Raw genomic sequence first — 21726 nt, forward strand, 5'->3', positions numbered from 1 at the left:
CCATGATTTCGATGAAAAAGGTCAGTCAGTTGTACGGTGGCACGCAGATTCTTTGGGATTTGGATTTAGACATCGAGCCGGGTTCCATTACCTGCATCATGGGGCGCAATGGGGTCGGTAAAACGACCTTGATGAAGGCTATTATGGGATTGCTGCCGATTCAAAGCGGTGAGATCACCATGACCGGCGAACCATTGCATAAGCAAAGTGCTGAGCGCCGAGCCTACGCCGGTATTGGGTATGTGCCCCAAGGCCGCGATATTTTCCCCATGCTGACGGTGGAAGAAAACCTTCGCATCGGTTTGCCGGTGAAAGGCAAAAAAGAGATTCCCGAAAAAATCTTCGAACTGTTCCCAGTATTGAAAGAAATGCTGCATCGCCGGGGCGGTGACTTATCCGGCGGACAACAGCAGCAATTGGCCATTGGTCGTGCCTTGGTGCTGGAACCTAAAGTGCTGATTCTCGATGAACCTAATGAAGGGATTCAGCCCAATATCGTCAAACAAATCGGTGATGTCATTTTGAAGCTGAATGCCGAAGAAGGGCTGACGGTGATTCTGATCGAGCAAAAACTCGGTTTTGCCCGCCGTGTCGGTAAGGAATTTCGTCTGATGGAAAAAGGCCGCATTGTCGCCGCTGACAAGATGGAAAACCTCAATGACGACCTGATCAAACAGTATTTGGCGGTGTAGATGGCCCCAGATATTCTGACCGATACCCAATTAACAGCCATTGACGACGTGACATCCGCCAGTCAATGGCAAGCCTATCTGCGGTTAGGCTTCGTGCAAAATGCCCGTGGGACGGTGCTCAAAACCTGTGACCATAAGGGACCTTTGTATGTGCAAAAACCCTTCTACCCAGAAGGGAAAGACACGGCGCATGTGTATCTGCTGCATCCGCCGGGCGGTTTGGTTTCAGGTGACGAATTGGTTATTGAATCCAATCAAGTGGCGGATACCCATGTATTGATCACTACGCCGGGGGCTGGCCGTGTTTACAAAGCTCGCCCCGACCGCACCTTGCAGCGCCAAACCACGCGACTCAATGTGCCCGACCAAGCCATTATGGAATGGCTACCACAAGAAACCATTCTCTATCCCGATGCCAATACCGCGCTCAGCAACCAAGTCTTGTTGCATGGGAATGCTCGCTTTATTGGCTGGGAAATCACCTGTTTTGGCTTGCCTGCCAATCGGTTGGATTTCGGGGTCGGACAAGCGGATCAAACCTTCGACATTCGTCTCGATGGGCGCTTACGACTACGGGAGCGCTTGATCGTGAATCAACACAGCCAAGACATGATGAAAGCCATCGCCGGATTGCAAGGGAACCCAGTGAATGGGCTTCTGGTGGCTGGGCCGTTTATTCACATCAAAGACGACGTGATTACGACCCTGCGCCAACTATGTGAACTCGGAGATGGTTTGTCCGGCGTGACCTTAGTGGATGAGTTTGTTGTGGTGCGCAGCTTAGGCCACGACAGTGAGCAGATGAAACGCTTATTTAGTCAGTGCTGGCAGTGGTTACGCCCAGCATTAATCGAAAAAAACGCCTGTGCGCCGCGCATTTGGGCGACCTGAACCCATAGCCACCAACGTCAAAATAAAAGGGTGAAACGATGGAATTACTACCAAGAGAAAAAGACAAGCTGCTGGTGTTTACCGCCGCCTTGTTGGCTGAACGCCGCTTGAATCGAGGGTTAAAACTGAATTACCCCGAGGCCATGGCCTATATCACCATGGAAATTATCGAAGGGGCCCGCGATGGCAAGACCGTGGCCGAGCTGATGTCTTACGGCAAAACCCTACTCAGTATCGATCAGGTGATGGATGGAGTGGCGGACTTGATCCACGAAGTTCAGGTTGAAGCCACCTTCCCAGATGGCACCAAACTGGTCACGGTACACAACCCGATTAACTAAGGAGGCAACATGATTCCAGGTGAAATTCAGGTCGCCGACGGGGTGATCAATCTAAACGAAGGTCGCAAAACGCTGACATTGCGTGTGGAAAACACCGGCGACCGCCCGGTGCAAATTGGCTCCCATTACCATTTTTACGAAGTGAATCCGGCATTGGTATTTGAACGTGAGCAGGCCAAAGGCTATCGCCTCAATATTGCCTCTGGCACCGCCGTTCGTTTCGAACCGGGTCAAGGTCGTGAAGTGGAGTTAGTGGAATACGCCGGCACCAAAACCATCTATGGCTTCCGTGGTGAAGTGATGGGACAACTCACAGAAGGGGGCAACTAATATGGCGACCATGGACAGACACAGCTATGCACAAATGTTCGGCCCTACCACCGGCGATCGTGTGCGCTTAGGGGATACCGACCTTTGGATCCAAGTGGAAAAAGACTTCACGACCTATGGGGACGAAGTGAAATTTGGCGGCGGTAAAGTGATTCGTGATGGCATGGGACAAAGCCAAGTGACGAACGATATCGCCGTCGATTTGGTGATTACCAATGCCTTGGTTATTGATCATTGGGGGATTGTGAAAGGCGATGTGGGCGTAAAAAACGGTCGCATTTTCAAAGTGGGTAAAGCGGGTAACCCGGACGTGCAAGACAACGTGGATATTGTGGTCGGCCCGGGTACGGAAGTGATCGCCGGTGAAGGTTCGATTTTGACCGCCGGTGGTATTGATGCGCACATTCACTTTATCTGCCCACAACAAATTGAAGAGGCATTGACCTCCGGCGTGACCACCATGATTGGTGGTGGTACTGGCCCAGCCACCGGCACTAACGCCACAACCTGTACGTCGGGTCCTTGGTATCTTGGCAAAATGATGCAAGCCACTGACAGCATGCCCATGAACCTTGGATTCCTCGGTAAAGGTAACGCCAGTCTGCCAGACGCGCTCGAAGAACAGCTCGAAGCGGGTGCCTGTGGTTTGAAGCTGCATGAAGACTGGGGCACCACGCCAGCCTCCATTGATTGCTGTTTGTCGGTTGCGGAAAAGTACGACGTGCAGGTAGCGATTCACACGGATACCTTGAATGAATCTGGCTTTGTTGACAGCACCATCGGTGCCTTCAAAGACCGCGTGATTCATACCTATCACACAGAAGGAGCGGGCGGTGGCCACGCGCCGGATATTATCCGTGCCGCAGGCTATGCCAATGTGCTGCCTTCTTCCACTAACCCAACACGTCCTTACACCCACAATACCGTGGATGAGCATCTCGACATGTTGATGGTGTGCCATCACTTGGACAGCAATATTCCAGAAGACGTGGCGTTTGCCGACTCACGCATTCGTAAAGAAACCATCGCGGCGGAAGACATCTTCCACGATCGAGGTGCCTTTTCCATGATTTCCTCTGACTCTCAAGCCATGGGTCGTGTAGGGGAAGTGGTGACGCGGACTTGGCAAACTGCCCACAAGATGAAACAGCAATTCGGCCTGTTACCCGAGGATCAAGCCCTCGGTGCGGACAACTTCCGCGCGAAACGTTATATCGCCAAATATACCATCAACCCCGCCATTGCCCATGGTATTAGCCATGAAGTGGGTTCTATTGAACCCGGCAAATTGGCCGATCTTGTACTGTGGAAACCGGCGTTCTTCGCGGTGAAACCGTCCATGATCATCAAGGGTGGCATGATTGCCAGTGCGCCGATGGGGGACCCGAATGCCTCCATCCCAACACCACAGCCGGTGCACTATCGCCCCATGTTTGGTTCCTTTGGCAAAGCTTCGGCGGCGACCTCGGTAACGTTCGTTTCGCAAGCCGCGTTAGATAATGGCATCAAGCAAACCCTTGGGCTTGATCGTACCTTGGTGGCCTGTAAGAACACGCGCAACATCAGCAAAAACGACATGATCCACAATGCATGGATGCCAAACATTACGGTCGATCCACAAACCTATGAAGTTCGTGCTGATGGGGAATTGTTGACCTGTGAGCCCGCCGAAAGCTTGCCATTGGCGCAACTTTACAACCTGTTTTAAGCATGTTCGCAACGATCTGGTAGGAGGATCGCTATGTTAGATATTTACACCCGCCTTGGCACCCATTGCCATGATGAGATTTACACCACCGTGGTGTTGAGCCACGAACAACGGGAGCGAGGGCGTTTAAAGCTCGTGGGGGAAAATGGCGAAGACATTCGCGTGTTTCTTGAGCGTGGCAAGCCCTTGCTGGTTGGCGAGTACTTACGCTCTGAGTGTGGCAAAACCATTCGCGTAGACGGGGCGATTGAAGAGGTTGCCCACGCCAGTTGTGACGACTGGACCACGTTTGCCAAGGCTTGTTACCACCTTGGCAATCGCCACACCAAAGTTCAGGTGGAAGATCGCTGGTTACGGATCAAGCCAGACCATGTCTTGGAGGAAATGCTGCATCTGCTCGGGCTTGTCGTGAGCCATGAAGAGGCCATTTTTAATCCAGAATCCGGAGCCTATAGCCATGGCCATCACCACCACGGATAGGGCACTGCTGCGTTTATTGCAGCTGAGTAGCGTGAGCTTGCCGGTAGGGGGCTATGCCTTTTCTCAAGGTTTGGAATACGCCATTGATCAGGGCTGGGTAACCAAACCGGCTCAGGTCGAAAGCTGGACACAACAGCAACTCATGTTGTCCCTCGCGCGAGTGGACTTGCCTGTTTTGCGTTTGGCGATGGATGCCCATTCCCTTGGTGCTGAAGGATGGTTAGTGGAACTGAACGAATTGATCTTGGCTTGCCGGGAAACCAAAGAACTAAGGTTGACGGATACCGCCATGGGGGAAGCCCTATCGCGTTTAATGCGCAGTTTGGCGATTCCAACGCCGTTTTCCCGCTTAGAAGAGGTGAGCTTTGTGGTGTTGTTTGCCATTACCGCAAGCCATTGGCAAATCAAATACGAAACAGCGGCCTTGGGGTTTGCGTGGTCATGGTTGGAAAACCAAATCGCCGCGGCGACCAAGCTTGTTCCCCTAGGTCAGACCCAGGCCCAAATCTTACTGGGTCAACTGCAACCGGTATTGAGTGATGCCATCACCCAATCAAACAGCGTTGATCAAGATGACATTGGTGCAGGTCTACCGGCGGTTGCCATCGCCAGCTGTTTACATGAAACCCAATATTCGCGGCTCTTTCGCTCTTAACACTGTGTCAGTGCCGCAGTGAGAACAATCAGATAAACGTCTGAACCACAGATTTTGAGGAATAGAAAATGACGAAACCAAAACAAACATTACGCGTTGGTGTAGGCGGCCCAGTGGGGTCAGGTAAAACAGCGCTATTGCGTTCTTTGTGCGCGGCCATGCGCGAGCATTACAACATCGCCGTGGTCACCAATGATATTTACACCCAAGAAGACGCGAAATTTCTGACTCGTCATGAAGCCTTGGATGCGGATCGCATCATTGGTGTGGAAACCGGCGGCTGCCCTCACACAGCAATCCGTGAAGATGCATCCATGAACTTAGCCGCCATTGATCAGCTCTTAGATCGTCACGGCGAGCTGGATGTGGTGTTTGTGGAATCCGGTGGTGACAACTTAAGTGCGACATTTAGCCCAGAGCTTTCCGATCTGACCCTCTATGTGATTGACGTATCCGCCGGTGACAAAATCCCCCGTAAAGGTGGTCCTGGCATCACTAAGTCTGATCTCTTGATCATCAACAAAATCGATCTTGCGCCATTAGTGGGCGCATCTTTAGAAGTCATGGATCAAGATGCCAAAGCCCAGCGTGGTTCCCGTCCGTTTGTCTTCTCGAATTTGAAAGCGGCAAAGGGTTTGGATGAAATCATCCAGTTCATTGTGGCCGAGGGGATGCTTGAAGCGAAACAACTGCCACCGGCCAAGGCCGTGGTTTAACGCGATCGATACGAACTAGAACAGAGCCCCGGCGTTGGCAAAGTAACGCCGCCAATTACGTTAGGAGAGACACCATGAAAACCATGATGAAAGCGATTATGACAGCGAGCGTTGCGATGGCAGCAAGCGCGACTATGGCACACACCGGCCACGAACACACCGCCAGTTTTATGACGGGCTTTAGCCACCCTTTGGGTGGATTAGACCATCTATTGGCCATGGTGGCAGTTGGGCTATGGGCGGCAAGCCTTGGGGGCCGTGCGTTATGGGTCGTCCCAGCAGCCTTTGTCGGTACTATGTTACTGGGCGGTGCACTGGGTATGACTGGAATTGCCGTACCTTACATTGAGCAGGGTATTTCGCTCTCGGTTATTATTTTTGGCGCTTTGGTATTAGCTGCCAAACGTCTACCATTATTGGCTTGTATGACAATAGCGGGAGGCTTTGCGTTGTTTCATGGGGCCGCCCATGGTTTGGAAATGCCAAGTGATGCCTCCGGCGCGAAATATGCGGTAGGTTTTGCACTGGCTACCGCTTTGCTGCACAGTGCTGGAGTGGTCGTTGGGCAATGGATGGCACGTCTGCAATCGCCGCTTGTGGCGCGTATAACGGGTGCGATTATTGCGCTGTCTGGCATGGCACTTGCTATTGCATAACATGTTTCCCCGCGTAGAGCCATAACTTGGTATTATGGCCTTTTGAATCCTAACAGCGGGCGGTTACGCCCGTTGTCCTGTTTGAGCTCCTATGACCGCAGCCCAGAAAATATTCAAAGTACGCCGCCACTATAACAAGTGGGTCGCTGACCAAACTTTAGAGGATTACGCATTGCGCTATACCTCTAAGCAGGGTCACACCATGAGTATTGAGCGCATCGGGCATACCGCGTTAGGGGCGGCGGCGTTTCTTGCCTTAGAAGGATTGGCAGCGGTCATCACCCTTAGCTATGGTTTTACCAATGCTATTGCCGCTATCTTAACCGTGATGGTGCTATTTTTTATCACTGGCTTTCCCATCGCCTATTACTCCGCCAAGCATGGTTTAGATATTGATTTGCTGACCCGCGGCGCGGGGTTCGGTTATTTTGGCTCGACCATTACCTCACTGATCTATGCCACCTTCACTTTTATCTTTTTTGCCATTGAAGCGGCGATACTTGCCTCGGCATTGGAAGTATTACTGGGCATTCCTTTACCCCTTGGTTATGCCCTATCAGCGTTGTTTGTTATCCCTATCGTAACCCATGGCATTCGAGCGATCAGCCGCTTTCAGAATGGTACCCAGTGGGTGTGGCTGGTGTTGCAATTTGCTGCTTTGGGCGTCGTGGTGACACAGGAATATCAGCATTTTTCGGCTTGGACGCAGTTTACCCCCAGCCATTTACCGCAAGCATCAGAATTCGACTGGATACTATTTGGGGCGTCAGCGTCCGTGCTGTTTGCCCTAATGGCACAAGTTGGCGAGCAGGTAGATTACCTGCGCTTTTTTCCTAAAAAAACGGAACAAAACAAGCGACGTTGGTGGTTTTGGTTGATATTGGCGGGCCCTGGCTGGGTCTTTATCGGCACGTTGAAAATGCTGCTGGGTTCGTTTTTGGCCTACCTAGCGATCTCGGATGGCGCGACCATGTTACAAGCCACCGACCCAACCTATTTGTATCAGCGTATCTTTCTGTTTTTGACAACCTCGCCAACGACAGCGCTTATTTTAGCGGCGGTATTTGTGTTTATTTGTCAGATGAAAATAAACCTGACCAACGCCTATGCCGGCTCCATCGCATGGTCGAATTTCTTCTCGCGCTTGACCCATTCCCACCCTGGGCGCGTGGTCTGGCTGGTGTTCAACGTGACCATTGCCTTGTTACTGATGGAGCTGGGCATCTATCAAGCACTAGGCGCCATCCTAAGTGTATTTGCCATCAGTGCTGTCAGTTGGTTGGGGAGTCTTGCGGCTGACCTGTTAATCAATAAACCGTTGGGTTTGAGTCCAAACTACGTTGAATTCAAGCGTGCCCATTTGTACGACATTAACCCAGTCGGCACCGGCTCCATGCTGATTGCAACCGCATTGGGCTTGCTCAGTTATTTAGGTTTATTTGGCGACGTGGCCAGCAGCTTGTCTCACTTTATTTCGTTGGCAGCGTGTTTTATTTGCGTGCCGGTCATCGCTTGGCTGACCAAAGGAAAATATTACATCGCCCGGCAAAGCCCAGAGCTGGTGCCTTTGATTCAGATCGAGCAAGCCAAACACCCCCATAAAACTGTTACGTTGACCTGTGGGATCTGTGAAAACCCCTTTGAACGGGAAGACATGAGTTTCTGCTCTGCCTATCAGCAGCCGATTTGCTCTCTGTGTTGTTCTCTAGATGTACGTTGCCTAGATAGCTGTAAACCCCAGGCAAGTTTAGCGGAGCAAAGTGATTATTTCTTAAAGCTCTTTCTACCTAAGCGACTGGTGCGAGCCATTAGCTCACGGCTAGGCCGATTTGTTACCTTGTTGTTCGTCATTAATGTGATTAATGCAGCATTGATGATGCTCATTTATCGGCAAATGGACCCAGTGACAGCGAATGAGGCCGCCTTACTTGAGCAAGCTATGCTGGCATTGTTCTTTACTTTGCTCATTGTTTCTGGGGTTCTATCTTGGTTATTTCTACTGGCCCATGAAAGTCGAGTAGTGGCGCAAAAAGAATCTAATCGACAGACGCGAAAATTGATGCGTGAGATCGAAGCCCACCAAGAAACAGACCGAGCACTGCAAGACGCCAAAGAGCAAGCAGAGCGAGCCAATGACGCTAAAACTCGTTATCTTAGTGGCATAAGTCATGAATTACGCACGCCCCTGCAATCTATCATCGGCTATGCCCAGCTTCTAGCGGAGAAAGAAAATACCCCTTCGGGTCACCAAAATGGATTGGACATCATTCAACGAAGTGGCTTGTATTTGGCGGATTTGATTGAGGGCTTACTCGATATTTCCAAGATCGAAGCGGGGCGCTTTGACCTGTACCGCAATACGGTGGATTTGCCAAACTTGATAGACCAGTTGAATAGCATGTTCGCTATGCAAGCACGGGCTAAAGGTATTCATTTTCAAGCGAAAATCCTCGCGCCTTTACCCCATTATGTCGTCACAGATGAAAAACGGTTACGGCAAGTTTTGATTAATTTGCTGTCAAATGCGGTGAAATATACGCCAAAAGGGAATGTTTGGTTTGAAGTGAATTATCGTAACCAAGTCGCCGAGTTCGTCATTCGTGACACCGGTCTTGGCATTAAAGAGACACACTTACAGCGTATCTTTGACCCATTCGAGCGGGTACGGGACGTGAGTACAGCCAATCTTCCCGGAACGGGTTTAGGGTTAACCATCGTCAAGCTCCTAACCGAAATTATGGGTGGAGATATCCAAGCTAAGTCTATAGCGGGGGAGGGCAGCGAGTTTCGTGTGAGCCTCATGTTGCCTTGGGTGAGTCAAGGGGAAACGGGTGCACCGGTATCGAAAAAGATCGTTAGTTATCGTGGCTTCCAGCGTACCATTATGGTGGTGGACGATGACCCCGTGGTGCGTGGTCTGCTGGCGGATATTTTGGTGCCAATTGGCTTCAATGTCGTGGAAGCCGCTGATGCACAAGTTTGTTTAAATGACCTGGAAGGTTTGTCGCCGGACCTCTTTATCCTTGATGTGACTATGCCGGGAATGGATGGCCTGACATTGGCAAAAACACTGAGAAAGAAAGGCTTCACTACGCCTATTTTGATGTTGTCTGCCGATGCTCAAGAAAGTCGTCGTAAACCCGAAGAGCAGGGAGCCTTCAATCAATATTTGGTGAAGCCCATTAGGAATAGCGACTTGCTGGACGCGATACAGCAATGGCTTGTCGTTGAGTGGGTGTATCAGGAGTCAGAATCGAACCACTTACCGATAGGGGATGAAGTCGTTCCTGTGTTGGCCGATGAGCGCAGTCTCCCACCAGAACCGACGGATCAACAAGCGCTACCAGCGATACCGGATCATGAGAGTGTCCGTGAACTGCTGGCCTTTGCGGAAATGGGCTACAAAAAAGGCGTGCGTCGTGTGCTCGACCAGTTAACCGAGACGCGCATAATCCACGACCGGCATCTACAACAATTAGAAGACCGTTATCTGCGTTTTCAATTTGATGCTATCGCTGATTATTTAACCGAAAATCGTGGAATTTAGGGTTGTTTTCACCAAAATATTGCTATGCCAGACCGAATAGATAGGAATCCAAAGCCATGAGTGTTACCGAAAAAAGCGATATTGTATTAGTGGTTGACGACTCACCGGATGCACTAAGCCTGATCCATGACACCTTGGAGGCGGCCAACATGGAAGTATTAGTAGCGCTCGAAGGGCGGCAAGCCTTAACGATTGCCAAACGGATTCGCCCTGACATCATTTTGCTGGATGCTATCATGCCGAATATGGATGGGTTTGAAACCTGCCGAGCGCTGCAACAGGACCCCAACTTGTCCAGCATCCCTGTAATTTTTATGACGGGATTGAGTGACACCACGGATATCGTGCGAGGTCTTGAAGCGGGGGGAGTAGATTACCTCACCAAACCGATTCAACCGAATGAGCTGCTAGCACGTATGCGAGTGCATTTGACGAACGCCAGACGTGCTCATAACGCCCAAACGGCTTTAGATAGTATTGGGCAGCATTTGATGACCTTTAGTGACTTTGGCGGAATTGCTTGGGCGACTCCTCAGGCTCATGCGTTATTGGCCAAAGCTCGCATTACCCCTGCTTGGCAAGTAGAGCAACTTGCTCCCCAAGTGCGTAATTGGTTGGCCCATAAACCAGAAGAAGGCAATTGTCTAAAACTTAGCGGCTTGGATTATCCGATAGCGCTCAAGTTTATGGGGTACACCGAACAATCCGAAGCGCTCGTTAAATTGGAAGACGGAGATAGATTGACCGGCCCAGCCTTGTTACGGCAAGAGCTACAATTAACAGAAAGAGAGTCCGAGGTACTGCACTGGCTTGCAAATGGCAAAACCAATCGAGAGATTGCCGAGATTCTCGAAATGAGCCCGCGCACCGTGAACAAACACTTAGAGCAAATTTTTCCCAAACTGGGCGTCGAAAACCGCACCGCAGCCGCGGGGGTGGCGTTAAGACTGATTGCGTCAGCGGTGTAAACTTCACGCTAAGAGCGTTTTAGCCAATACCCCGGTTTTCTGTGGTTGTGCATGACGGCGACCACAAGAATCTGCTCATTCATTAGAGTGTAAATAACCGAATAGGGAAAGCGGCTGAGTATGTATCGCCGGTGGCTTTTTCCCATAGGGGGCCAAGTGTTCGGTAAAGCCTGTATGGAATGAAAGGCGTCTTCTAACTCTTCAATAAACTTGGTGCCTAGCCCGTTTGATTGGGCTTGATACCATTGAAATGAGTCACTGATTTCAAGTTTTGTATCTGGGTGAAAACGTAATGGCATCATTGCCCGGTAATGTCCTTTTTCATCTCTTCCCAAGTCAGTCCTTTCACTTGGTTGTCTTGTAGTTCTTTTGTTCTAGTTTCAGCAAGCTGCAACCATTTGCCTTCGATATCGGTGCTATTTTCCGCATCCAGCGATGACAACAAGCAGTGAGCGGCCACGGCCTTCTCTTTTGTGCTTAACGCATCGATGTTATCTAGCATGATTTTTAGGGCGTCAGACATAGCATGACTCCTTGTTTTCGGGAGAAAATATCACAAAGGGTAAATATAGCACTCAATTCTCTCGTGGGCATAGGCACTAGGCTGAATCGATAGTCTGGAACAGTGTTGGCAATATCGTGACATTTTCCCCACCGTTATGCCGATTTTCTTGTATAATGCCCGCACTTTTTTTCAGGTTTTTATAGAAGGTTAATTGTTATGAGTCTGCCACCATGCCCAAAATGTAGCTCCGAATACGTTTACGAAGATCAAGCGATGCTGATCTGCCCAGAGTGTGGCCACGAGTGGAACCCAAATGAAGTGGCTGTGGATGAAGATGCTTTGATCATCAAAGACTCCAACGGCAACTTGCTTGAAGAAGGCGATAAAGTCACGCTAATCAAAGACTTAAAAGTAAAAGGGTCTTCTATGGTGTTAAAAGTCGGCACCAAAGCCACCATCAAACGCTTCGTTGATGGTGACCACGATATTGACTGCAAAGTGGATGGTGCTGGCGATATGATGCTGAAATCTCAGTTTGTGAAGAAAGCGTAATTCCGATTTGCAAATTACATAGACAGCACTATAAAAAGGGGCGGCCATGAGGTCGCCCTTTTCTGTGGTCAGTAGCCTAACACCCCAATACTGCCTTTTGCTAGTAAACTCACCCCCGATAAAACCAACAAAATCATCGCTAATTGGCGTACGCGCTCCGGTGCAAAGGGCAGGGGAAAACGTTTGATTAATAGGGTGGTGATAAAAACAACAGGGAAGCCAATCGCGCTCCAGAGCCACATGTCGTGGGTGATTAAGCCACTGGCTCCGGTGATGCCAACCCGGATGATGCAGGTCAGCCAGAAGATGGTAAGTAAGGTGGCACGAATGGTTGCCAGTGACAAAGGCTGTCGATACATCAGGTAGGAGATCGGTGGCCCAGAGGTTGAGAATAATCCCCCCAGCACCCCGGCGATTGCGCCACACCACAAATAAGCTTGGTTGGATGCCAAGGGCTGATTGGCGGCCGGTTTAAACCAGCTCAAGGCGCAAGCAGCGATCAAGGTGGCACCTAGTAAAAGTTGTAGGCCAGCAATGGCGCTATTGCCAAGGTAATCTAATAGCCATACCCCCAAGCCAATCGCCGGGCCACTGGCGATAAAGAAAATCCCAATTTGTCGCCACAAGGCATGACGCCATAGACCGCCGATTAAACCAGTGGAGCTATTTACAAAGCTCAGTACACTGACCACAAAGGCCATCATTTCGATGGAGGCGAGGTTAAACACCGCCGCACCGCTCATCACTACTAAACCAAAGGCAAAGCCAGTGGTAGTTTGCACTACGGCTCCGATGGCAAAGATCAGCAAGAGCAATAAGTCGGTTAGATCGAGCATGAAGTCTCCGGCACAGGGATTTGGTTCATTGGGCGTATTGCCGTACTATCCACTCACTAAGTGATTTTGTCGAGGAGAACCCCATGTTGCATCAGTATCATCCGCTAGGATTTCAAGGTTCGCGTATTGCTCAGGGCTTTTGGCGGCTCACCGAATGGAATATGAGTGCTGAAGCGTTAGTGGCGTTTCTTGAGCAATGTGTCGAACTGGGTGTTACCACCATGGATCATGCCGATATTTACGGTGATTATCAGTGCGAAAAGCTGTTTGGGGAGGCCCTAGCACTGCGCCCAAGTCTGCGCGATAACATGCAGATTGTGACCAAATGCGGAATCATGTTGCCCAGCCAAAATCGCCCGGATATAACCAGCCATCGCTATGATCAAAGCGTTAGCCATATTATCGATAGTGTGAATCGCTCCCTTCGTAATTTACGGGTGGAAGAAATTGACCTGCTGTTATTACATCGCCCATCCCCGCTGATGGACGCGGATCATGTAGCGGAAGCGTTTGAGCATCTGTATACCGTCGGCAAAGTGAAACACTTCGGTGTGTCGAATTTCAGTCAATCTCAGTTTGATTTGCTGCAATCACGCTTAGAAATGCCCTTGATCGTGAATCAGGTGGAGCTTTCCCCGCTAGAACTGAAACACTTCAAAGACGGCACACTAGACCACGTCCAACAACATGCGGTCACGCCTATGGCATGGTCGCCGTTTGCCGGTGGTAATCTATTTAAGCTGGAAGAGGTCAACCCAGAACTGGGGCGAGTCATGACGCAGATTGCTGCACAGCACCATGCCACCATTGATCAAATTGCCATTGCTTGGTTGCTACGCCACCCCTCGGGCATTGCACCGGTGTTGGGTTCTGGCAAGATTGAGCGGGTACAAGCCGCCGTCGCTGCCCACGAAATGACGTTATCGGATAAAGAATGGTTTGAAATCTGGGTGGCTTCTCAAGGACACCCAGTGCCTTAATTCTCATCAGTTTGGTGAGATGAAGGAGCAGCCGCCTGCTTTTCTAACGCAATGGTCACCATGTGTTTAGGCTGAGCTTTGCTGTAAAGCCAGCCTTGGGAGTAGTCGCAGCCCAGCTCTAATAAAATCTGATGCTGGGCGGTAGTTTCCACACCTTCCGCTACTACTTTCATACCCAGCTCATGGGCCATGGCAATCGTCGCGGCCACTAGCTTACGGTCTGACTCGTCGGTAGTTAGGTCAGTGATAAACTCTCGGTCAATTTTTAGGATATCGAATTTATATTGACGCAAGTAGCTCAGGGACGAATAGCCAGTACCAAAGTCGTCCATGGCGAGGGAGACTCCTAGCGCTTCTAGTTCTTTCAGCACTTTTTCTACACCAGCGTAGTTCGACAGCATGACTCCTTCGGTGATTTCAAACTCGATGGTGTGACTGTTGAGATGGAAACGATGAATTAATGACTCGATGACTCCTATCAGCTCGTTGTTGCGAAATTGCACCGGTGATAGGTTGATCGCCATAGAAAATTGATCACTGACTAGGTGCTGCCATTGGGAAAGGGTTTCTAGGGATTCATTGAGAACAAAATAGCCGATATCTTCAATTAGGCCATTGCGCTCGACCACGGGAATAAACTCCGCCGGGGAAACAAACCCAAGTACTGGGCTGTGCCAACGTAGCAAGGCCTCTACCCCAGCGATTTGTCCATTTATGGTATTGATCTTCGCTTGGTAATAAACCTCAAATTCGCCATTTTCCAGTGCTTTGTAGATATGTCGTTCGAGTTCGAGACGTCTTGCCATACCTCGGTTTAGGCTGTCGGTGTAAAAACTGTAGTGACCGTTGCCTAATTCTTTTGCCGCATAGCAGGCCATCTCTGAGTGACGTAATAATTCTTCGGGGTCATTGCTGTCATTTGGATAAACCGCAATGCCGATACTGGCCGATAGCATCACCGCTGCACTACTGCCAAAGGGTTCCCGTTTGATGGTATTGATCAGCCTCTCTGCTTTGAGGGCTGCATCGGTTTCTTCGGTAAAGTCCTTTTGAATGATGAGAAATTGATTACCCGCAAGACGGCCAATGGTGGTGTCCTCGGATGTAGTTTGGCGCAAGCGTTGGGTGAACGCCTGTAGGATATTATCGCCCTCCCTTTGGCCGTATAGATCGTTTACCTTTTTGAAATCATCAATGTCAATTGTAAGTACAGCGATAGATCGCTGCTGCCGGCGCGCCAACCTTAAATCTTGCTGCAATCTATCGAGGGTTAGAAAGCGGTTCGGTAATGCGGTTAATTGATCAAAGTTGGTGGAGTAGGCCAGCTGAGTCGTACGTGTCGCGACCCGTCGGTTAAGAATGAGAGTCCAAACCCCAAACCCCACCACGAGTAGAATGGCCACGGTCGCCACCACCCACAACCAAGTGCGGTCTGGGGCTGGGACGTAATCGATGTTAATCCAGCGTTGAGCAATGGCAGCGCGTTCTTTTGCGGTAATAGTGGCAAGCCCCTTTTCCAGTATTGGGATCAGCTCGGGCCAATCATTGCGTACCGCAAAGTGAAGGTTTTGTACGTCGGTAGACACGGGGGCGGCGATCTTTAGGTTGGTAAGGTTAAGCTTACGAATCCAGTAGCTAGTCGCGGCGACATTGCCGATAAAGGCGTCCACCTCGCCCCCCGATAATGCCAATAAAGCCTCTTGCAATTGCCCATAGAGTACAGGCTTGAGATTGGTATGATCGGTCACATAGCCGTGATTTGAGGAGTTGCGTTGAACGGCAACTTGCATACCTTCGAGATCATTAACTCCCGCAATAAAGGGCGTATCGGAGCGCGTGATAATTACCCGATGAAATTGTAAATAAGGAGCCGAGAAATTGAGATAGCCCTGCCGCTCTTGGGTCTTACCAACCGCCGCTAGCACGTCAACATCGCCCCGGCGCACTCGATGCATCACGGTTTGCCAGTCGACATTTGGCACCACGACCATATTCAGTCCCAAACGCTGGTTTAGCAGTTTGACGTAATCGGACGCAATGCCTTTGTAAGCGCCTTCCTCGATGTATTCGAACGGTGCAAACTCCGGGTCTACTCCAAGGCGTAAGGTTTTGTGCTCATCGATCCATGCTCTTTCCTCTGCCGTCAGGGTAATGTCGACCAATTCCTCTAACAAAGACGTAGGCAGCCACTTTTCTCTCAGTTGCTGTAATTCCGCTGCTGGGATAGCTGCTAACGCCTTATCTAATATTCTGGCTAGAATCGGTAAATCTTGACGTACCGCCAGACTAGCGTTGGCATTATCCCGTTGGTAGAGAGCCGCATAGCGCAGATTGGCAATGAGAAATTTATTGCGATAATAATGGGCTGCCCCGAGGAAGGTAATGGCAGCATCCGCTTGCCCCACCGATACTGCCTCTAGGGCATCACGGATGGTATCCACATAGACTGGCTCAATCGTTGGATGTTGTTCCAGTACTTCGTCTACGTAGTGGTAACCTTTTACCAGTGCCACCTTGTGGCCGGGAAGATCCGCCCGAGTATAAATGTCTGTGCCCTGATCCCGGGTAATCATCACCAAGGATTTGAAAATATAGGGACGTGTAAAATGGAACCATTGCCGACGTTCTGGCTGATCAACCATGGTGGCAACAATATCGACTTCCTGTTGCTTACCTGCATCATACAAAGCTTGCCATTTGTAAGAAGGCAACACTTCAAAGCGAATACCAAGTAGGGTCTCGATACGGCCCATCAGTTCAACGGATAACCCTTCTAATTGTCCATCGGAATTCAAAAAACTGTAGGGGGGGAAATAGCCATCGTAAGCAACGGACACCACCGGATGCTCTCTCAGCCAAGCTTGTTCTGTCGCAGGCAAAGACAGGGGCGCGCTCCAACCCTTTGTGGTTGTAAGCAGTATGCAGAGTGTCAGTAGCAGATGGCGAAGTACATTGATTGGCATGGTGGCTCACTTTCCCTAATAAGCAGATAACCAGAGTCTACCAAGTTCAGGGTAAACCTATTGTTGGTTATTGTTTAATCGCAATGATTAAACCCTAGTTCTATTTACATAAAATTACCAACATCAACAAAATATCAGTAAGAAAATCCTTATTTGGCGGTATTTGACTTTCTGACGGGGTTGGCGCTAGATAGACGGCTTGTGCTTACATTTCTCTAAAGGAGCGAATAGCGTGTGTCGGTGGATGGCCTATAAGGGCCCAAGCGTGTACTTAGAACAATTGTTGTTTGAGCCGGATCATTCCTTGATTCACCAAAGTCTTTCCGCCCGTAAATCGGAAGTCACCGTCAATGCCGATGGCTTTGGTTTGGGCTGGTATGATGAGCGAGACGAGCCCGGTTTGTACCACGAAATCTTACCGGCATGGAGCGACTGCAATCTAAAGAGCTTGGCAAAACACATTAAGAGCCCCTTGTTTTTCGCCCATGTGCGGGCTTCCACTGGGACTTCAACCAACCGCAATAACTGTCATCCTTTTGGCTATGAAAATTGGCTGTTTATGCATAACGGTCAAGTGGGTGGCTATGAGAATTTACGCTGGTGGCTGGACCGGCAGCTACCGGAAGAGCTGTATCCCCACCGCCGCGGCGCGACGGACTCCGAAGCCCTCTTTCTCATGATGGTGGCTAATGGTTTGGCTGAACAGCCCGAACGAGCGATCCGCACTACATTACGTGCAGTGTATAACGAGATGCAAGCCCGCGGCATTGATGAGCCATTGCGCTTCACGAGCGTCTTGTCCGATGGACAACGACTTTGGGCGATTCGTTACGCAAGTGATCACCATGCTCCGTCTTTGTACATCAAAACCTTTGCAGATTATTTGGTAGTAGGCTCAGAGCCCCTAGAGCTATCCGGCGAAGGATGGGATTTGATCGAGCAAGATACCATCACCTGCATCGAGGCCATGAACTATCAGGTGATTCCACTACTACTATCCTAGCTGTCCGATAACCACTCGCTTCTTTGATTTAGCGTTTCTCTTCACGGAAAGTGTAGAGCTGCTTGGGACGGCCGCCAGTGTTGTAACTGAGGGACATGGTCACGGTGCCTTGTTCCTCTAAATATTCCAAATAACGCCGTGCGGTAATGCGGCTGACTTTCAGAGCATCTCCCACTTCTTGCGCCGAAAAGGGTGCGGTTAGCCCTTTAATATGTTCGATCATCGCGGTAAGGGTGATGGTATCGATGCCTTTTGGGGTCTGGCGGGTACGGTTTGGCACTTTGCGCAACAGGGCGTCGATCTGCATTTGATCCACTTCCCCTTGTTTTGTTAATCGCTGGTGAAACGCCGCCACATCATCCAGCGCTTGAGTCACCCGGGAAAAGCGCAGGGGCTTGACCAAGTAGTCCATGACACCATGTTGAATGGCTTGCGCCACCACATGGGCATCACGCTCGGCGGTGGTCATAATGACACTACTACTAACGCACAGAGAGCGTAGCAATGGCAACAAATCCATACCATTACCGTCCGGCAGGCTAATATCCAAGAGGATCAAATCCGGCATGGGGGCGAGCATCAGCTTAGCTTGTTCAATGGATTCTGCTGCGCCTATCACGCTAAATGCAGGGTGTTGATTCACGGCTTGTTCCAGCATGTAGCTAGCTTGTGGGTCGTCTTCGACAATCAATACCGTATAAATGCCCATGGAAGGCCTCTTAAGTCAGTTGGCGCTTATCAATATACACGCTAAAGGCGGTGGTCTGGTCCGGGGTGCGTTCCCAATCTAGACTACCATGGTAACGGTCGACGATACGTTTGACCAAGTACAGTCCCATACCATTTTGCTCGTCCCCTTGCTTGGAAGTGACGCCAAAGTCCAGCATACGCTCGGCGACCTCCGGCGCGATCCCGGCACCGTTGTCTTCCACCGTCATCATCACATGATTATTGCGGTCACTTAAAAATAGCACCACTTCCGGCGCAACTTGCTGGCGATTGAGCCAAGCGGCATACAAGGCGTTATCTACCAGATTACCAATCAAAGAAATCAGATCGTCATTGATGCCGGTGGCGTAATGGCCGAGGCGACTGTCGCTGTCCAAGATAAACTGTACCCCAAGCTCGCTGGCTTTGTTGTACTTTGCCATCAGCATCCCGGCGATGGGGCTGTTATCAATACCTTTCACCAAGGTACCGAGTAGGTGTTGGTGGCGGTCGCTTTCTTGTTGTAAATAGTCTATGGCATCTTGGTGTTGTCCAGCTTGTAAAAGCCCTGACAACACATTGAGTTTATTGCCGTATTCGTGGGTTTTCGTACGCAATTGGTTGGCGTAGGCGCGGGTTTGAATCAAGTCTTGCTCGATAGCCCCTTGGTCTTGCTGGCGGGTGAGTAGAATCAAATAGCCCGACTGTGGCGTGTGCAGGGAGAGGGGATAAACCGTGACCGAAAATAGCTCTTTGCCTAAGGCCAGACCTTGTTTGTAGGCTTGTTCTTGGCTATTGAGCAGCACCAATGACAAGGTTTGGGAGACTTCGACCAAGGGCCGATACAGTACGTTTTTCTCCGGCGTATCCGGGTAAAGCCACGCCATGGCGGTGCGGTTGATGGCAGTGACCAAGTGCTGGCGGTCAATGGCAATCACCCCTTCGCGGATACTGTCTAATACCAGCTCATTGGCTTTGAACTTTTCCACGATTTCTTCGGGTTCAAACTCCAAAAACGTGCGTTTGAGTTTGCTCACCAAGAGCATGGCCAGCATGACGGCACAGACATAGAGAAAGGCAATCCACAAAAGAGCGGTGCGATAATGGGTGTATAGCAGCTCGGTCACCGAATGGGTCAGATAGCCGATACTTACCGCCCCAATGACCTGATTGTCATGCACGATAGGCGCAAAGTTTCGAATCGCCCGGCCGAGGGATCCCGTATCGATACTGGTATGGGGAATACCCTGTTGTAGCGAAACCCACACATCGTCACCAATAAAGGCTTTACCTACGCGCTCAGGAATGGGGTGGCTGAGGCGAATGCCCTGTTGGTTGACGATGACAATAAAGGAAGCATCAGTATGGGCGCGTAATGGTTCGATTCGGTCCTGAAGACTGACATTGTGGCCTTGATTCGATTGCATGACCGCGTCGATCACATGCTGATCGTCGGCCAGCACTTGCGCCAATTCGATGCCTCGCTGACGTAAGCCTTCAAGATAGGTGTTCTGCACCATCACTACCAACAAAATGCCGCACACCACCGCGATCAGGGTGATGGTCACTAGAATGATGGCCGTTAGGTAACGTTTAAGGGTCATGGGGCTCGATGGCATGGCGATAGATCCCACATTATAGATAAGAACAGAGGAAAAGAGGCATCAGAAGGGGAGAAACTCCGCACCGGGGAGTCGTGGTGCCGATGCGAAGTTCAGAACAAAAACGGTGAACAAGGAGCGGTTATCCCGCCTTAGCCACCTAAAATTTGAATGGCGAAGGTCGCCACGATCAACATAAAGGCCCCGCCAATACGTGATGAAATCTGCGCAAAGGGCATCAGTTGCATACGCTTGCTGGCTGCTAAGACGGCAACGTCGCCGGTGCCGCCCATGTTAGCCATGCACAGACCGCCGGTGATCGCCGATTCAATCGGGTAGAAGCCCATCAAACGACCCACCAAGCCCGCGCCGACAACGGCACCGACTACGGTGGCAAAGACCATGACAAAGTACAGCGGCGTTAATGCTTCCAGAATTTTATCCAGATCCGTGTACGCCACACCAATGCCCACCAACAAAGCTGGCGTTAGGTTAGAGACCACAAACTTGTACCAAGCGTGTGCGGCTTGCTCCAGTGGTGCAGGCATTAAACCAGACACTTTGATCAAAGCAATGGAAAGGATCATCAGCGCGTAGGTGTGCATGCTGATCACTTGCGATAACAAGGTGCCCAAGAAGAACATGGAGATGGCAAGCAACGCGCCCATGCCCAGCTTAGTGACTTCTAGTGGGCCAGATGTGGTGTCTTCTACCATTGGCGCTTGGCCACGAATCAACTCGCCATTGCCGGTCCAGCTTGGTTTCCATTGACCGACTTTGTGTAGCACTCCGGCGATAACAATGGCGATGGCATTACCGATCGCAAGTGCCGGAACCATCACAGACATCAAATCCGCCGCATTCATGCCGGTACGACCAGACATGATTTCTACCAACGGCACGGCACCCGCACCCATGCCACCACCCATAATGGGTAGGGCGATCAGCATCACGGATTCAAATAGGTTTTTTCCAACGATCAAGCCAACAGCACCGGCGAAAAGGAAAGATACTGCCACGGCTCCCAAGATCACTGGGATGTATTTTAGCGCGGCCTTTTTCAGGGTATCCGTGCTCATGCCGAAGATGGAGCCGGTTACCAAACTCGCCACATAAAAAGATAGGAAGCCGCCGCTTTTGGTGAAGGTAGTGATTTGTTGGGTAATTTTGTCGTCCACAAAACCGCTGTGGAAAAGGTAAGACGAGCCGAAGATAACGACGATGGCTCCGCCACCAAAGAACTGGTTGATGATCGGCGTGCGATCACCGGCGGTATTGAGCAAGTAGCCCAAGATAACCATGATACCAAGGGCTCCGATCATGCCGCCGGGCAAGAGGTTGAGATACGCCGCGCAAAGAATGACAGCCGCTGCGAGGATGAGGATGATTTTACTGGCACGATGCTCCTGTGGCATCGCAGAGTCAGTTGCTAGCATAGGATTTACTCTCAGTTTGGAATTATTATGTGGCGCGCAGTCTACCAATCTGAAAGCAGGACAAAAGTACTCAGACTTTTTTGAAAGTAAACAAAGGTTTCGTAACTGTTGTAAGTGCAATGTCAGCCTTTTCCCGCATTTTCACGGGTTTCATTTAG

General features: G+C 50.4%; 21 protein-coding genes. 14 read left to right on the forward strand and 7 right to left on the reverse strand.

The window, feature by feature from the left end; translation table 11 throughout:
• Positions 1-2: 2 nt before the first annotated feature.
• The 11 genes from urtE (at position 3) to FJM67_RS02140 (ending at position 10984) form a co-directional block, all read left to right on the forward strand.
• On the forward strand, positions 3-692 hold the full coding sequence (urtE, locus tag FJM67_RS02090; protein WP_140587020.1) for an urea ABC transporter ATP-binding subunit UrtE: 690 nt from the start codon (positions 3-5) through the stop codon (positions 690-692).
• A complete protein-coding gene (locus FJM67_RS02095; protein ID WP_140587021.1) occupies positions 693-1583 on the forward strand; it encodes an urease accessory protein UreD in 891 nt (296 codons plus the stop codon). It begins immediately after the preceding gene.
• A gap of 38 nt (positions 1584-1621) precedes the next feature.
• Complete coding sequence (locus FJM67_RS02100) at positions 1622-1924, forward strand: urease subunit gamma (protein WP_140587022.1); 303 nt, start codon at positions 1622-1624, stop codon at positions 1922-1924.
• Positions 1925-1933: 9 nt separating this feature from the next.
• Positions 1934-2254, forward strand: coding sequence for an urease subunit beta (locus FJM67_RS02105; RefSeq protein ID WP_140587023.1), 321 nt, complete (start codon positions 1934-1936; stop codon positions 2252-2254).
• A 1-nt stretch (position 2255) separates the two neighbouring features.
• The gene (ureC, locus tag FJM67_RS02110; RefSeq protein WP_140587024.1) at positions 2256-3962 is read left to right on the forward strand and encodes an urease subunit alpha; all 1707 of its coding nucleotides are present in this window, start codon (positions 2256-2258) and stop codon (positions 3960-3962) included.
• 33 nt (positions 3963-3995) lie between these two features.
• The gene (ureE, locus tag FJM67_RS02115) at positions 3996-4442 is read left to right on the forward strand and encodes an urease accessory protein UreE (RefSeq protein WP_140587025.1); all 447 of its coding nucleotides are present in this window, start codon (positions 3996-3998) and stop codon (positions 4440-4442) included.
• Entirely contained in the window at positions 4420-5097 is a 678-nt protein-coding gene (locus tag FJM67_RS02120) for an urease accessory protein UreF (RefSeq protein WP_140587026.1), read from the forward strand. Before ureE ends, FJM67_RS02120 begins: the two co-directional genes overlap by 23 nt.
• Positions 5098-5165: 68 nt before the next feature.
• Complete coding sequence (gene ureG, locus FJM67_RS02125; protein WP_140587027.1) at positions 5166-5813, forward strand: urease accessory protein UreG; 648 nt, start codon at positions 5166-5168, stop codon at positions 5811-5813.
• A 74-nt stretch (positions 5814-5887) separates the two neighbouring features.
• The gene (locus tag FJM67_RS02130; protein ID WP_235889961.1) at positions 5888-6469 is read left to right on the forward strand and encodes a HupE/UreJ family protein; all 582 of its coding nucleotides are present in this window, start codon (positions 5888-5890) and stop codon (positions 6467-6469) included.
• Positions 6470-6560: 91 nt separating this feature from the next.
• Entirely contained in the window at positions 6561-10016 is a 3456-nt protein-coding gene (locus tag FJM67_RS02135) for a hybrid sensor histidine kinase/response regulator (protein ID WP_140587028.1), read from the forward strand.
• Between the two features lie 56 nt (positions 10017-10072).
• Positions 10073-10984, forward strand: a complete 912-nt coding sequence (locus FJM67_RS02140; protein WP_140587029.1) for a response regulator transcription factor — start codon at positions 10073-10075, stop codon at positions 10982-10984.
• A gap of 8 nt (positions 10985-10992) precedes the next feature.
• On the opposite strand, the gene FJM67_RS02145 is transcribed toward FJM67_RS02140, so the two are convergent.
• Entirely contained in the window at positions 10993-11286 is a 294-nt protein-coding gene (locus FJM67_RS02145; RefSeq protein WP_140587030.1) for a type II toxin-antitoxin system RelE/ParE family toxin, read from the reverse strand.
• Complete coding sequence (locus FJM67_RS02150; protein ID WP_140587031.1) at positions 11283-11507, reverse strand: addiction module protein; 225 nt, start codon at positions 11505-11507, stop codon at positions 11283-11285. The genes FJM67_RS02145 and FJM67_RS02150 overlap by 4 nt, the downstream gene beginning before the upstream one ends.
• Positions 11508-11705: 198 nt before the next feature.
• Here FJM67_RS02150 and FJM67_RS02155 point away from each other — a divergent pair, with 198 nt between their 5' ends.
• Positions 11706-12041, forward strand: a complete 336-nt coding sequence (locus tag FJM67_RS02155; RefSeq protein ID WP_140587032.1) for a zinc ribbon domain-containing protein YjdM — start codon at positions 11706-11708, stop codon at positions 12039-12041.
• Positions 12042-12109: 68 nt separating this feature from the next.
• Here FJM67_RS02155 and FJM67_RS02160 read toward each other — a convergent pair whose 3' ends face one another.
• Entirely contained in the window at positions 12110-12877 is a 768-nt protein-coding gene (locus tag FJM67_RS02160) for a sulfite exporter TauE/SafE family protein (RefSeq protein WP_140587033.1), read from the reverse strand.
• Between the two features lie 83 nt (positions 12878-12960).
• Here FJM67_RS02160 and FJM67_RS02165 point away from each other — a divergent pair, with 83 nt between their 5' ends.
• On the forward strand, positions 12961-13857 hold the full coding sequence (locus FJM67_RS02165; RefSeq protein WP_140587034.1) for an aldo/keto reductase: 897 nt from the start codon (positions 12961-12963) through the stop codon (positions 13855-13857).
• Here FJM67_RS02165 and FJM67_RS02170 read toward each other — a convergent pair.
• A complete protein-coding gene (locus FJM67_RS02170) occupies positions 13854-16820 on the reverse strand; it encodes an EAL domain-containing protein (protein WP_140587035.1) in 2967 nt (988 codons plus the stop codon). The two genes, FJM67_RS02165 and FJM67_RS02170, sit on opposite strands and share 4 nt — an antisense overlap.
• A 265-nt stretch (positions 16821-17085) precedes the next feature.
• Here FJM67_RS02170 and FJM67_RS02175 point away from each other — a divergent pair, with 265 nt between their 5' ends.
• Complete coding sequence (locus tag FJM67_RS02175; protein ID WP_235889962.1) at positions 17086-17823, forward strand: class II glutamine amidotransferase; 738 nt, start codon at positions 17086-17088, stop codon at positions 17821-17823.
• 28 nt (positions 17824-17851) lie between these two features.
• On the opposite strand, the gene FJM67_RS02180 is transcribed toward FJM67_RS02175, so the two are convergent.
• From FJM67_RS02180 to FJM67_RS02190, 3 genes are all read right to left on the reverse strand, one after another.
• On the reverse strand, positions 17852-18532 hold the full coding sequence (locus tag FJM67_RS02180) for a response regulator (protein ID WP_140587037.1): 681 nt from the start codon (positions 18530-18532) through the stop codon (positions 17852-17854).
• A 10-nt stretch (positions 18533-18542) separates the two neighbouring features.
• Positions 18543-20150, reverse strand: a complete 1608-nt coding sequence (locus FJM67_RS02185) for an ATP-binding protein (RefSeq protein ID WP_140587038.1) — start codon at positions 20148-20150, stop codon at positions 18543-18545.
• 134 nt (positions 20151-20284) lie between these two features.
• Positions 20285-21568, reverse strand: coding sequence for a 2-hydroxycarboxylate transporter family protein (locus tag FJM67_RS02190; protein WP_140587039.1), 1284 nt, complete (start codon positions 21566-21568; stop codon positions 20285-20287).
• Between the last annotated feature and the right edge of the window lie 158 nt (positions 21569-21726).

Origin of the sequence: Maribrevibacterium harenarium, assembly GCF_006385675.1 — a bacterium.
GTDB lineage: Bacteria > Pseudomonadota > Gammaproteobacteria > Pseudomonadales > Marinomonadaceae > Marinomonas > Marinomonas harenarium.